Raw genomic sequence first — 13,193 nt, 5'->3', positions numbered from 1 at the left:
CACTCCTTATTTTCTAATTGTCTTTTTTGATTGTTCTCATCATATCACTTGAAAATGCAAAAATCAACACTTTTTATAAATAAATATACATAAAAATAAATATTTTAGGAATAATATACATTTTCACTTTTGGAAGGTGCGTAATATACATTACGCATATTTAGGTGTTTTCTATTTTGAAATTAGAAGTAAATTTTTTTTATCGTAAAAAATTAGAAGAAAAATAGTGGAAAACCTTAGAAATTCATTGACTTTACTAGTGATAGAAGGTATCATATTAAATGGTATTGTTTGCCCCACAATGAGCCCCGGAAACTCAAGTGAATGTCAAACATCGAATAGAAAATTGGAGGAAAGAATCGTGCGTACAACATATATGGCCAAATCTGGCGAAGTAGAACGTAAATGGTATGTAGTAGATGCAACAGATATCCCAATGGGACGTCTATCAACTGTAGTTGCTTCTATCTTACGTGGAAAAAATAAACCAACATTCACACCACATGTGGATACTGGAGATTTCGTAATTGTAATTAATGCTGATAAAATCAAATTAACTGGTAATAAAGCAAGTGATAAAATTTACTACCGTCACAGCCAATACCCAGGTGGGTTGAAATCTGTTACTGCTGGTGAATTACGCGATAAAAACTCTCGTCGTTTAATCGAAACTTCTGTAAAAGGTATGCTTCCTAAAAACACTTTAGGCCGTAAACAATTTACTAAGTTAAACGTATACGGTGGAGCTGAGCATCCACATGCTGCACAACAACCAGAAGTATTAGATATTACTAACCTAATTTAAGGAGGGAAATTCATTGGCTCAAGTACAATATATCGGCACTGGCCGTCGTAAAAATGCAGTTGCCCGCGTACGTTTAGTACCTGGTACTGGTAAAATTACTGTAAACAAAAAAGATGTTGAAGAATATATTCCACACGCTGACTTGCGTGAAGTTATCAACCAACCATTTGGCGTAACTGAAACTAAAGGCGCTTATGATGTAATGGTAAACGTTAATGGTGGAGGTTACTCTGGTCAATCAGGTGCGATCCGTCACGGAATCGCTCGTGCATTATTAGAAGTAGATCCTGATTTCCGTGCTGCTTTAAAACGCGCTGGACTTCTTACTCGTGATGCCCGTATGGTAGAACGTAAAAAACCAGGTCTTAAGAAAGCCCGTAAAGCTTCACAATTCTCTAAGCGTTAATTATTGGAATCGTTGCGAATTTATTCGCTTACGAGTACCATTCAATTACAATGTTTCAAGACACTTTCCAAACTTTTGGAGAGTGTCTTTTTTGATATGGTTAGAGTTTGGTTTGTCTGTCTATATTCTTCCAAGCGTTTAATTATGTCAATTTTTGTTTGCTCATTTGTATGTCCGTAAACTTTCTAATCCTATTAGAAGTTTCTGCATGATCGGAAAGAAATTTAATAATTAGACAATTAATTCCTTGATTTAGTAAATCTGAAACAAATGTTTGTTGTAAGCTTTGGGAACGGATGTGAGGAACTCTCTATTTTTTTATTAATTTCAAAGGTTCTTGAACGATTTTTATAGAGTAACATTTTTTCGCTGTTTCTATTCTCGATCTTTTTTATTTTTTAGTCAGGTATATTTTTTTATTTGTCGGGTTTACTAACTATCCAAGGATGTTATAATTATTATGACTGTTTAATTGTTAACGGTAATAATTAATAGGAGTGTGAAAAAATGGGAGAAACGGTCAGTACAGATGGAAATGCAGTTGCTAAATTTGCTGCGGATATTTTAGTTGCAAAGGGAAGTATTGATTTTAAGCCAACAAATAGCATTAATACGTCTACAAGTCCGGCAACAAATGAGTTGAAAACTTTAATAACTAGTTTTCAACAAACAATTGATACTTATAAAACCTGTTTAACCACAGAGGTAAGAAATGTACAAGCCGTACATAATGCAATTGAAGAAGCAGATAAAAAAATAAAAGATAGCATATCAACAACGATGCAAGCATGAGGTGGAATAGATGGATAAAAATTTATTTAGCTTGCGTATGAAGGTAGAGGAAGCAGAAGAAGATTTCAACAGTTTGAAAAAGAAAACTGGAGAGATTCCATTTGCTTATGAAGAGTGTCAAAAAGCGATCAATCGACAAAAAGAGATATGGGAACGTGTCCTACATTATTCTAAAGGGACAGATTCAGAAAGACAAGTCTATCAAAAATTAGATGAACTGGAAGAAAAGCAAAGGGAACTTACAAAAGTTTTTTCTATTGCAGATGAAGAAATTGAAGACGAACTGACGGATAGAAAAGCAGTTTATGAAAAAGCTGAATTACTATATGAAGAAACTAGAAAGGAGGACTCCGATGAAAATAATGTATGAGGAACTAAGTGATGTAAAAAGTAGTATTAGCTCTGAACGGCTAAATGCTGTAAGTAGTTTTAATTCTGTAACAAGTTCAATAGATGGATTAGCAGGAAATAGAAATTTATTAGGTGGTGGCTGGGTTTCAACGGTGAGCCACCTTCAAGCGTATCAGGAGATAGACAAAGCGCTATTCAACGTTTATTATGAGATGGACAACAGCTTAAATAGCTATCTAACAGATTTTGTTGGTGAAGTTGGAAAGACAGATGAGGTGTTAAACACAGAAGATTTGGCAGGCTTGCTTAGAGACTTACAAACCGCTCAAAATGAGTACACTAATTTAATGAGTGATTTGGCTAAATCGATGAAGAATGTTCCTGTATTAGGTGATTTTTTTAAACAACAGAGCATTGACCCTATTAAAGAAGATATTGAGATTTTACAGAAATATCAAGCTTTCGAATCTAGTCATGCCTCTCATTATTCGGAATTATCTAGTTTGATTAGTGATGTAAACACAGGATTAGCACAACTAGGCAATCCAGCAAATTTTCTTAATCCAAGAGACGGATATAGAATTGTTGATTATGGTAATCAACAATGGTTTAAAAATTTAAAAGGATATAATGATAGCCAACCAAAAAGTCGTGTTGAAACGGTGACAGAATTAGATGATGCTGGAAATGTTGTCTATGTTGTTTATACAAATGGTGTAAAAGATGAGAAGCTAACAGCTCAACTAACAGAGGCGATGAAAGGAAGTTGGCTTGATCGAAGCATAGATGCGGTTGCTCAATTTTTGGATATTGTAGGGAATGTTGTTAAAACAACTTTGGGTGTGGTAACAACAATCACTGGTATAATTGGAACGATTGGCGGTTGTGCCGTTGTAACATTAGCTACAGGTGGTGTGGGAATCCTTGTGGATGGTGTGATAGTGACAGAAGGTGTAGTTGTTACGACCGCTGGTGTTACTTTAACTGTCGATGGTATTAATGGGTTAACTACGAGTAATTTTGCTTCTAAAGGAGGGGCAGGAGAGCAACGTAGTTTAAAGAAAATAGATGGAAATAAAGCTGCTAATAAACAAGCAAAAAAACAAGGATATGATGATGCTCATGATTTTAAGGAATCGTTTGTGGGTGAAAATGCAGTCTCAAAATTTGATATTTTATATGATACGGTTACAGGACAAATTCTTTTAAAATCACAGCGAGGGAATGTAATTATAGAAACTGGACATTTCTTTATAAAATAGATGGAGGAACTTATGAAATTACCAAAAATAAAAATTAGCTTAGTTGCTGATGGTAAAGATTTTAACTTAGAAAATATGACACAAAAACTAGAGATACAACCAACAAAAGTTAGAACTAAAGATGATTGGCCAGATGCAATAAAAAATAATCCTAATCTACCCGATGAATATAAACCAAGACATAATTGGTGCTATAGTAAAACGTTCGAAGAAATGTATGATTTTACTTTAGCATATCAGGAGATACTAAGTAAATTTAAACCTAAAACTAGTATTCTGAAAAAAATGGCTAATGATGAACAAATTAAATATGCTGTAGTGTTATCAATAGATTGTTATGATGGCGATTTTCCAGCAATGGTAGTAGACACACCGATGATTCATTTTCTAAGTGATATTAATGCTGAAATAAGTTTTGATATTATTACCTATGAAGAAGATTCTGAAAGTTAGCATTACTGCATGATTAAGGAATATTTTGATAGCAAAATGAAAAGAAAAGCTCATTTAGTTTATAAAATATGATATAAATAGGCATTAGATAAAAGAGAAGTTTATCTGTGTCTATTTTTATAGTTTAAAGTATGACATTTAGATGCTCTAGAAAATTTTTTTGTAATGGTAATGACTAGTAAAATCACCAAAAGGGGTAAAAAGAGATGGTTCATGGGGGCATAATTCTAGTGGTCAGCCACCTAAACTGACTAAAAAGATATTAAAATGGTTACAAGATATAGGTTGGAAACTACCTTAATATGAAGGAGTAATAACATGGAAAATATAGATGAATTTATTGCAGAGTGACAAGATAGTTCTAATGAAGTTTATTCAGACCACATAGACTTTTTTATAAATAAAACGACATTTGATTATAAAGACTGTTTAATGGTTATGAAGGAAGTGAGAAAAAAACTAAACGCTCAAGGGTTCGACAAAATAAAAATAATGATAAAAATACAATGTGGGCAATCGAAAAAAATGCAAATCTGGGGAGAAAATTTTTGGAATTTGGTAGATGCTACCTTAACTCCACCAGAATTTTTTATAGGGGAAAAATTTCCAAAGGATTCTTGGACGAATTGTCATAAGATTAATCATTCAAATCAAATAGAAGGTATTGAAAATTATATTGTTTCTTATCCTGTTGAAGATGGATTCATTAGATGCCTTAATTTAGTAGAAAATGAGGTGTCGTATGTATAATGTTGCTAATTTTTTAGAAAAAGTAGAAAAGAAAAGTAGTAAGCGGATATCTGCAGATGATGTGTTGAATAAAGATATATTTACTTATAGAGAACTAATATCTTTAATTAATAGTTTTGTTGTGAATTTAAAGAGTGAACAATTTATAGAATGCCAAATCTCATCAGAAACAGAAATAGATACAGGAAGTAAAGAAGCTTTACTAGATGCACATGTAGATACAGAATGGTCTATTCCAGATATTGAAATTAATGAAAACTTAGTGTGGTATCCTCAAAAAAACGAAACAACTATAGAACTTGACGAATTATCAGAATCACTGATTGCTATTTACTCTTCTCAATCGGATTATTGTTTAACAATAGTATCTAAAGAAGTTTTTTATGATAGGAAAGTTTTAGATGTGGTTCAGTCGTTATTAACTGATATTTCTTTTGGAGATATTAATTTGGTTGATAGTGGGAAGCTCATTGGGGAGAAAAAACTTAGAGAAATTGTAGATCATTTAATCAAATTAGATTATGTTTTTGTAGTCAGAAAAAAACTGGTTAAAGATATGGAAGAAATTATTATGGAAAATACTGTTGATTGGGAAATTATAGAGAACTATAGTATTGAATTTACAAAAAAAGGTAGGGAAGATTATTTAAGTAATGTTCTAGGTCTTGAAGTGATGAGATTTATGAGTTTAACATAGGATCAGTGAATTAATGAATAAAATGTGAACAAAAAATAACCATCAAAAAAGGCTATAGCCACTATGTTAGTAAATCATATTGACTATAGCCATTTTTTTTAACGATGTTACTTTTAAAATCTAGTATAATATATAGTGATGCTCTTTCATTAAAATATTTTACTCAAGATGCTGATAATGTGAGATTTTACACCTCTATCAAACTACAGAATAGCAAATTAGGTTTTAAAAAGCCCGTAAAGCTTCACAATTCTTAAAAAATGTTTACACCTTTTCTTTCATATCACGCGTTATTCCGCCACATTCCCACTACTCAAATAATTTCCTTTTTCATCCAAAGGCAACCAATCCAAGAAATTTTTCACATATTTATCCCAAAAATCCCACTCATGTCCACCCTCATCTTCAATATAAGTAAGTGGAATTTTTTTCTTATCCGCAAATGATTTAAAGCTTCGAACACTTTCAAGTAAGAAATCTCCTGTACCGATTGGGAGATATATTTTAGGAATATCTTGTTTATTTTCGATCAGTTGATTGATTAAATAGTAATAATCTTTATCACTATCCTTGATCGTATCGATTCCTCCAAAGGAATTGTCATAAAAGTCTAAACTCCAACCTGTAACGGATAATAATTCAGAACGCGCAATAATTTGATCGATCATCAAACCTGGTGAAAAAGCACCGATATGGCTAAAGGTTTCATGGTATTTCAATCCGTTGATCATAGCACCGTAGCCACCCATTGAAAGTCCAGCGATGAAGGTATCTTCTTTTTTATGAGACAAAGGAAACATATTTCTCGTAAATTCAACGAGTTCATCTGCCACGTAGGCACCGTAGTTTTCACCACGATTTGGTTTATCGACATAAAATTGATTTTCACCTGACGGCATGATAACAGCTAGATTATGCTCTTCAGCCCAGCGTTGGATTCGGGTACCAGATAAATAATCCGTATAATTGCCAAAGGCGCCGTGTAATAAATACAATGTTTTTAGTGGTTTTTGTTGGACCTCTTCTTCTTTTCCAAATGAGATATGATCTAAAGGAATAATTGCGTTAAAGGTTACCGTGCGTGATAACATTTTTGAAATAAAGTTTACTTGTACTAAAGCCATTATGCATCCTCTTTTCTAATTTTTATCGTATCTTTTTGTCTAGCAGTTTGCGCATTCTTTTTCTTTTGAATACTTAACAGAATAAAAGAGCATGCACTTAATAGAATAAGACCTATTCCACTCATTAAAAAGCTATCGGAAGCAGTTGTCATCCCAAAGGTTTTACTTAAGAAACTATTGATTGTGGGAGATAAAAAGACGCCTAAGTTGATCCCGACTAATAACACACCTGTCGCTAAGTTAGCGGAATTCTTCGGTGCAATTTGCCCAACTAACATAAACATGAAAGGCGCTGCTAAACTAAAGGCTAAACCTGAAACAATGGCACCGAGAGTTACGATCGCAACTGAATTGGCGGATAAAATAATGATAAAGCCAAGACCGATACCCAATAGTCCAATTGGCAATACCAGCTGTTTTAACCACTTGAAAATCTTGCCATAGAAAACACCGACAACAATCCCAACAATTGTAACGGAGCCTAAAATACTTGCGGCAGTTTCTGGTTTCCCAATGCCAGTTTCTACCAGTAAAGTAGCTGTTTTTAACATGATCACAAAAAATAAAGCGTATACAATTAAAGCGAAAAGCATTAAGCCGATGGTCGCTCCGTTGATACTTTCTTTTTCTTTTTTAGTGTTAGCGGTTGGATTATCTAGCTTTTCAGCTGCAGGTAAGGTCACAAAAAGAGCGAATAATGCTAATGGTAAAACGGTAATTGCGTAAACTAAAAAAGAATTCTGCCAACCAAATTTAGTAAAGTAGCCAACTAATAAGGTCATCACAGTGCTTCCAATCGATCCCATGGCTCCTTGAAGCCCCATTAAACTGGCCTGCTCATCCCCAGAATAAAGTTCAGTAATTAAACTTACGGCAAGGGCATTAAATAAACCGACTCCTGCTCCAAACATAAAGCGTGAGGCTAAGATAACTGTATAGTTTTCTATAAAAACAGGAATAAGGCCAGAGATCAACGCAAGGATGAGCCCTAATAAAACCGTCTTTTTCTTGCCTAGAAATTTAACGAAGATATTGCTTAACAAAACAAAAATTAAAATCCCAAAGTTTGGAACCGTGGCAATAAGTTCAATTGACGAGGTGCTTTGATCTGGAAAAGCCTGCTGCATCAAAGGGATGAGTGATGATACGGCGGGTCCCGCTACTAAAACTAATGAGATAGAAAGTAGTGATGCTTTAAATAAAAAGCTGTTTTTGTTCATGATAGGTCCTCCAACAGATTATTGTAATCGATTACAAATAAAGGATATCACGAATTCACAAATTAAAAGGGGCGGAATCTATCGAAAAAAAGGTCATTTTCTGCCATTCTGTTTTGTTCGATAGTCCAATTGATATTTTTTTGGTGTTTGATGGAAAACATCTTCGAAGGTTCTTCTGAATGATTTCTCATTAGGGAAACCTACGATATCAGAAATCACATGGATTGGTTTTTCACTATGAAGTAATAATTCTTGCCCTCGATTGATTCGAACTAGCTGGACATATTTCATGACACTTAATCCAAGACTCTTTTTAAAAAGTTTGCTTAAATAATTCGTTGACATATGAAAGTTGTTCGCTAAAATTCCAACAGATAATTCTTGCTGATAATTTTCTTGGATAAAGGAAATGATCGGCTGCATCTGACCTAAATTTCGATGGTAGACATTTGAATTGATTGGCATTTTTTCACGATGCATCCAATCTTTTGCCATTAAATAGATTAATTCGTAAGTTAAACGGATTAATTGCAACTCTAAAAACTCTTCCGGTTCCCGTCTGACCAGATGATAAAATTGACTGAGAACTTCCCGTAATTGATTGAGTTGTGCAAGTTTTCCTGAAGGTAGATGATCAAAACGCATATACTCAAAGTCAGGAATCAGCTTACTTAAAAACTCATAAGGAATCTGGATCGTCAATGCTTCTAGATCAGCGCAATAACTGGAAACAGCACCGTGAACCTCTGCTGAATTAATGAATAAAATGGTGCCAGGTTCTGTTTGATAGGTGACATTATTGATTGTATAGTTTTCGATTTTTCCAGAATAAGTGTAGGAAATCTCGAAAGAAGTGTGCCAATGTGGCAATACTGTTCCTGCTGAGTGATCCGCGCCATGAACAATCCAATTAACGGGGATCAATTCGTGTGTATATTCAATAAATTCATGTTCAAAAACCATAATTGCACCTCTTTAATTTTTTTCATGCCAATAGCTCTTTGGGGTCATATTTTCATATTTTTTGAATACTTTAATGAAATAACTTGTATCGTTGAAGTGAAGTAATGAGCTGATCGTGTTTAAATCGTACTGTTTAAATTCTAATAATCGCTTACTTTCTTCTATTCTTTGCTTCATCACATATTGATTGAGGGAAAGTCCTACCTCTTTTTTAAACAACATAGATAAATGAGGGACAGAGTAATTGGTGTAAGCCGCAATCATCGGGACAGATAAATTCGAGTAGATATTTTTATGAATAAACTCACACGTTTTTTTGACCGTAGTAGAGTATTTGATATAATTGTATTTACGTACCTCTTTACAAAATAATAGGAGTATTTCTAAGACGGGTGGTTGGGCGCTCTGAAAGTGATTTTTTCGTTCAATATCTTGAATTAAGTTGTCGCTTAAAGTATACGCTCGTTCATGTGGAACGCCACCTTTAATCGCATATCTTGTGGAAATCGCTACGGCTACAATTAAGATATTTTTTTGATTTCTCAATTCTGATTCAGTTGAAAGTAGGCCTGTTTGGCTATTTTTTTGAAAAGCGTAATAGTCTCTTTTTAACCCTTCTTCGTTACCGTTCATTACTTCGATAAACATAGCCTCTTCACTTTCAAAGTCGTGGTGATAAAGTTGTTGTTCGATTTGTTCACTTAGTACTTTTTCAATGATCGTTTTTCTTAGGTAGAGAATATTTTGATTGAGAGACTGAACTTCTTTAGTGGTGAATTCTTTTTCCTTCATAAATAGATGAATGGTTTCAGAAATCTTCAATAATCGATCGTTATGAGAAATGAAATTGCCGACTTCATCATCAATGAATAGACAAACCAATTGATTTAACTCGTCGGTATCGTAAGCGAATAGTAGCAATTTTTGTTCTTTGAAATAGTAATTATGAATGATACTTGTTTGCGTGATTATTCGTTGAATTTGTTTATCTGTCAACTGAATCTTGGTAAGATTCTTCTGGTGACTGATCTGTCCATTTACTTTATCCACAACAATATAAGAAAAAATAGCGATATCGGATAGATGATTCAAAAAATTTATAAGCGCTATCATCGTTTTCAGCTCCTTTGATATAAAAATACCATTAATCATAAAATTATACTATTATTTCTCTCTGAAACGAGTAGAATACAATTGGAAGCGCTATCAAAATCTTTTCAAGAGATAATAGGAGGAAACCCGAATGACTGAATTAACCACTCACTTTTTAAGTATTGATATTGGAGGCACCTACATGAAGCACGCCTTAATTAATCGTAGTGGCCAAATTATTTTTGTGAAAAAAGAAGAGACACCAAAGAATATTGAAGAGTTCAAAAGCTGTTTAACTGGTATTCTTGATCAATACAAAGGACAAGTTAAAGCGGTAGCTGTTAGTTGTCCGGGTAAAATCGATTCAAAAGAAGGAGTTGTCTATCATGGAGGAGCGTTGGTTTACTTACATCAGTTTCATTTGAAAGAATTTATTGAATCTTATATGAACCTGCGATGTGCGATAATAAACGACGGTAAATCAGCTGCACTTGCTGAATTGTGGTTAGGGCAATTAAAAGACATCGAAAATGGCGGTGTGATGACGCTTGGTACAGGCATTGGTGGCGGTCTTGTTTTAAATAAATCACTTCACTCGGGTAGCCATTTCCAAGCAGGAGAGTTAAGTTTCATGCTCCTTTCAACTGATGCTCCAATCAGTTTGAAGACTGTGGCGGGAGCGAAAGGTTCGGCAGTAAATTTCATTCGACAAGCGTCAAACTTATTGACGTTAGAGGACCCTTTAGACGGTAAAAAAGTATTCGAAGAATTAGAAAAGAAAAATGAATTGATTTATCCATTATTTGAAGAGTTCTGTCGCAATGTGGTGATTGTGATCATGAATGTTCAATCCGTCGTTGATTTACAGCGAATCGCTATTGGCGGTGGTATTAGCGCGCAGCCAATTCTTGTAGACGAAATAAAACAGCAATATCAACGATTACTTACATCAGTTCCATTGTTAGAGAATATGCTAACACCAGTAGAAATTGTCCCCTGTCATTTTAGGAATGAAGCTGGATTGCTGGGGGCTTTATATCATTTACTTGAAGAATTAGAAGGAAATTGAGCATTTAACGTTTAGGAGGAATACTAATGGCACGAGAATACGATCTAAAATTAGTAGAAGCAATTAAAAATAAGCAATATACAGAAACACGTCGCGATGTGTCGGTCATCGTAAAACCAATTCCAGATTGCGATATTGATGGTGCGATGGATCCACGGGTGTATAAAGGGGCTAAAAAAATGAGCCTACTGATGAAATTTATCCCCAAAAGTATGCTGAAAATGGATGCTAGCCCAAAATCAATCAAACGTTTGCGAAAAATGTTTAATAGCGTAGATTCAACACCCATGGTTGAAGAAGACATTAAAGAAATGACTTTTACGATTAAAGCGGAAGATGGTTTTGATATTCCCGTGACTCGTTTTCAATCGGAAAAACCAATGGCTCATTCACCTGTGCTCTATTTTATTCATGGCGGTGGCTTTTTTGCTGGTAGTACGGATGTTGTGAGAGAAGCCTTGAGATTATTTGTTAGTCAAACCAATATGATTGCGGTCAGTATCGACTATCGTTTAGCACCTGAAAATCCTTTCCCAATCGGACACACAGATTGTTACACTGGCTTAAGGTGGCTAGCCGACCATGTGGAAGAATGGGGAGCTGATAAGCGGAGTATTTTCGTAGCGGGAGATAGTGCTGGTGGAAATTTAACAGCCTATTGTAGTAACCGAAATATTGAAGAAAATCGTGATGATGTATGCGGTCAAATTTTACTTTACCCAACACTTAATATGGGTGGGATCAAGGATCAATATACTGAATTTGATATTGATCAGGATGTAGCGATTTACTCGAAACAAGCCAATGTTATTCGTCCCGGTATTGAGATTTTTGGTGAAATGACGACCAGTTTATCCGATATTTTAGGGACAAAAGATATTTTAACTAAATACTTAACACCCTATATGTCAGTCAGTGAAAAAATGCCAACAACGATGATCACCTCAGGAGAGCATGACTTCTTAACCTTTGAAAGCTTAGCTTATGCTAAAAAATTGGTTGATTTAGGAGTGGATACGACCTTTACTTTATACAAAGGTATGGGGCATGCGTTTATTGATCACGTAGGGAATTATCCGCAGGCAGAGGATTGTATGCGAGATATTAGTGAATTTATTAAGAAAAATAGGCGTTAAACCGAGTAAAACCTTTCCTTGAAGCATGTAGAAAGGTTATGCTAGTCTAGTTAGCTATCATTTAAAGATAGACGAGGCGTATAATGTATATTATTATAACAGGGATAAGTATAGTTTAAAGGTTATACAAAAGACTTGGAGGATTTGGTGTGAAAAAAATAAAGAGCACTATTTTGTTAGGTTTGAGCCTGGTGTTTCTGGGGGTTTTAGTAGGGTGTAACAATTCTGGTAAATCAAGCGTAGATACGGTTACAATATCATCTAGCAGTAGAGAAACTACAGAGTTGACTACTAGTATGAAAGAAACCAAAGAAACTAAAGAAACCACAGAACAAACAACTACGCAATCTAGCATAGTTCAGGAGACAAAAGAAACAGATGCATCACAGGAACAAACAGGAGAAGGGCAAGCAAACGAAGTCATTGAATCGATGGACCTTTCTCAAATTCAACAAGGTGATTTCACAAGTCTCAATGGAACTTGGGTAAATGGATTAGGAAATACAATTTTTGTGGCAAACAATACAATGAGTTTTACAGACATTTCTAATCAGAAGCAAGCAGGAGAAATAACAGGGCTAAACGTAGATATTCCCAATCTAAACTCAGCAGATGGAACACCTGATTTAGTATCATATATGGGCGATAGTAACAAAGTTAAGTCCTATGAACAGCAATTAGGACTTGAAGAAAATCAAGGATTTATTTCTTTAAGAAGTAATCTCCCTGGTGCAGTAATCTATGTATCATTTTTGCCCAAAGGTGTAATGGGCGATATAATAGAGGGAGATATAAGCAGGGATAAAATTGTTGCGGTGGGTACGCAAAATACCGCGACATCAGTTCGTGCAGAGTATGTCTATTATAAAGCTGACTAAGTTGTTAGGATACCTTGATAATAAAACAGTGGGATATCTTATATGAAGTACCTACAAAAAGTAGGTGCTTTTTTTATACTGTTTTTTTCGTACTTACTAAATCTCGAAAATAAATTAGTTTTACACGGTACGTAATAGTTGAGTTTACGCCATTTTAAGTGATTTGAGTTTGTTTAAAATGTATTCAATTTTAGT

Annotated in this window: 15 protein-coding genes; 11 read left to right on the top strand and 4 right to left on the bottom strand. The window is 34.5% G+C overall.

Going from position 1 to position 13,193, the window contains the following annotated elements:
• Positions 1-358 precede the first annotated feature (358 nt).
• The 8 genes from rplM (at position 359) to IGJ34_RS15000 (ending at position 5,516) form a co-directional block, all read left to right on the top strand.
• Positions 359-805: a 50S ribosomal protein L13 gene (gene rplM, locus IGJ34_RS15035; protein ID WP_303393681.1), complete on the top strand. Its 447-nt coding sequence runs from the start codon at positions 359-361 to the stop codon at positions 803-805.
• A 13-nt stretch (positions 806-818) separates the two neighbouring features.
• Positions 819-1,211: a 30S ribosomal protein S9 gene (gene rpsI, locus IGJ34_RS15030; RefSeq protein WP_010762225.1), complete on the top strand. Its 393-nt coding sequence runs from the start codon at positions 819-821 to the stop codon at positions 1,209-1,211.
• Positions 1,212-1,718: 507 nt separating this feature from the next.
• Positions 1,719-2,003 (top strand): TIGR04197 family type VII secretion effector, encoded by a 285-nt coding sequence (locus tag IGJ34_RS15025; protein WP_208930431.1) that lies wholly within the window; start codon positions 1,719-1,721, stop codon positions 2,001-2,003.
• A 10-nt stretch (positions 2,004-2,013) separates the two neighbouring features.
• Positions 2,014-2,373, top strand: a complete 360-nt coding sequence (locus IGJ34_RS15020) for a hypothetical protein (RefSeq protein ID WP_208929913.1) — start codon at positions 2,014-2,016, stop codon at positions 2,371-2,373.
• On the top strand, positions 2,357-3,616 hold the full coding sequence (locus IGJ34_RS15015) for a T7SS effector LXG polymorphic toxin (protein ID WP_430597788.1): 1,260 nt from the start codon (positions 2,357-2,359) through the stop codon (positions 3,614-3,616). The genes IGJ34_RS15020 and IGJ34_RS15015 overlap by 17 nt, the downstream gene beginning before the upstream one ends.
• 12 nt (positions 3,617-3,628) lie before the next feature.
• Positions 3,629-4,069 carry a DUF4279 domain-containing protein gene (locus IGJ34_RS15010; protein WP_206837766.1) on the top strand — a complete coding sequence of 147 codons (441 nt, stop codon included), beginning with the start codon at positions 3,629-3,631 and terminating at the stop codon, positions 4,067-4,069.
• A gap of 447 nt (positions 4,070-4,516) precedes the next feature.
• Positions 4,517-4,819: a hypothetical protein gene (locus IGJ34_RS15005; RefSeq protein WP_206837763.1), complete on the top strand. Its 303-nt coding sequence runs from the start codon at positions 4,517-4,519 to the stop codon at positions 4,817-4,819.
• Positions 4,812-5,516: a hypothetical protein gene (locus IGJ34_RS15000; RefSeq protein WP_206837760.1), complete on the top strand. Its 705-nt coding sequence runs from the start codon at positions 4,812-4,814 to the stop codon at positions 5,514-5,516. Before IGJ34_RS15005 ends, IGJ34_RS15000 begins: the two co-directional genes overlap by 8 nt.
• 290 nt (positions 5,517-5,806) lie before the next feature.
• Here IGJ34_RS15000 and IGJ34_RS14995 read toward each other — a convergent pair whose 3' ends face one another.
• The 4 genes from IGJ34_RS14995 to IGJ34_RS14980 form a co-directional block, all read right to left on the bottom strand.
• Entirely contained in the window at positions 5,807-6,640 is an 834-nt protein-coding gene (locus IGJ34_RS14995; protein ID WP_430597787.1) for an alpha/beta hydrolase, read from the bottom strand.
• Entirely contained in the window at positions 6,640-7,860 is a 1,221-nt protein-coding gene (locus tag IGJ34_RS14990) for an MFS transporter (protein WP_430597786.1), read from the bottom strand. Before IGJ34_RS14990 ends, IGJ34_RS14995 begins: the two co-directional genes overlap by 1 nt.
• Before the next feature lie 93 nt (positions 7,861-7,953).
• Positions 7,954-8,823, bottom strand: coding sequence for a helix-turn-helix domain-containing protein (locus tag IGJ34_RS14985; protein ID WP_430597785.1), 870 nt, complete (start codon positions 8,821-8,823; stop codon positions 7,954-7,956).
• Positions 8,824-8,835: 12 nt separating this feature from the next.
• Positions 8,836-9,936: a helix-turn-helix domain-containing protein gene (locus IGJ34_RS14980; RefSeq protein ID WP_430597784.1), complete on the bottom strand. Its 1,101-nt coding sequence runs from the start codon at positions 9,934-9,936 to the stop codon at positions 8,836-8,838.
• A gap of 130 nt (positions 9,937-10,066) precedes the next feature.
• Between IGJ34_RS14980 and IGJ34_RS14975 the strand changes: the two genes are divergently transcribed.
• The 3 genes from IGJ34_RS14975 to IGJ34_RS14965 all read left to right on the top strand — a co-directional run bounded on the left by IGJ34_RS14975 (position 10,067) and on the right by IGJ34_RS14965 (position 12,998).
• Positions 10,067-10,984 (top strand): ROK family protein, encoded by a 918-nt coding sequence (locus IGJ34_RS14975; protein ID WP_430597783.1) that lies wholly within the window; start codon positions 10,067-10,069, stop codon positions 10,982-10,984.
• Between the two features lie 26 nt (positions 10,985-11,010).
• Complete coding sequence (locus IGJ34_RS14970; protein WP_430597782.1) at positions 11,011-12,120, top strand: alpha/beta hydrolase; 1,110 nt, start codon at positions 11,011-11,013, stop codon at positions 12,118-12,120.
• 149 nt (positions 12,121-12,269) lie between these two features.
• Entirely contained in the window at positions 12,270-12,998 is a 729-nt protein-coding gene (locus IGJ34_RS14965; protein WP_430597781.1) for a DUF6287 domain-containing protein, read from the top strand.
• Positions 12,999-13,193 lie beyond the last annotated feature (195 nt).

The sequence above is a fragment of the Enterococcus sp. AZ177 genome (assembly GCF_050544585.1).
Lineage (GTDB): Bacteria > Bacillota > Bacilli > Lactobacillales > Enterococcaceae > Enterococcus_L > Enterococcus_L plantarum.
The sequence above is the reverse complement of the archived record's forward strand: the minus strand, read 5'-3'. Positions and strand labels throughout refer to the sequence as shown.

Excerpts from the sequence above, each read along its gene's own strand:
- IGJ34_RS15025 (WP_208930431.1), top strand. The coding sequence starts at position 1,719 with ATGGGAGAAACGGTCAGTACAGATGGAAATGCAGTTGCTAAATTTGCT.
- IGJ34_RS15020 (WP_208929913.1), top strand. The coding sequence starts at position 2,014 with ATGGATAAAAATTTATTTAGCTTGCGTATGAAGGTAGAGGAAGCAGAA.
- IGJ34_RS15015 (WP_430597788.1), top strand. The coding sequence starts at position 2,357 with ATGAAAATAATGTATGAGGAACTAAGTGATGTAAAAAGTAGTATTAGC.
- IGJ34_RS15010 (WP_206837766.1), top strand. The coding sequence starts at position 3,629 with ATGAAATTACCAAAAATAAAAATTAGCTTAGTTGCTGATGGTAAAGAT.
- IGJ34_RS15000 (WP_206837760.1), top strand. The coding sequence starts at position 4,812 with ATGTATAATGTTGCTAATTTTTTAGAAAAAGTAGAAAAGAAAAGTAGT.
- IGJ34_RS14995 (WP_430597787.1), bottom strand. The coding sequence starts at position 6,640 with ATGGCTTTAGTACAAGTAAACTTTATTTCAAAAATGTTATCACGCACG.
- IGJ34_RS14990 (WP_430597786.1), bottom strand. The coding sequence starts at position 7,860 with ATGAACAAAAACAGCTTTTTATTTAAAGCATCACTACTTTCTATCTCA.
- IGJ34_RS14985 (WP_430597785.1), bottom strand. The coding sequence starts at position 8,823 with ATGGTTTTTGAACATGAATTTATTGAATATACACACGAATTGATCCCC.
- IGJ34_RS14980 (WP_430597784.1), bottom strand. The coding sequence starts at position 9,936 with ATGATAGCGCTTATAAATTTTTTGAATCATCTATCCGATATCGCTATT.
- IGJ34_RS14975 (WP_430597783.1), top strand. The coding sequence starts at position 10,067 with ATGACTGAATTAACCACTCACTTTTTAAGTATTGATATTGGAGGCACC.
- IGJ34_RS14970 (WP_430597782.1), top strand. The coding sequence starts at position 11,011 with ATGGCACGAGAATACGATCTAAAATTAGTAGAAGCAATTAAAAATAAG.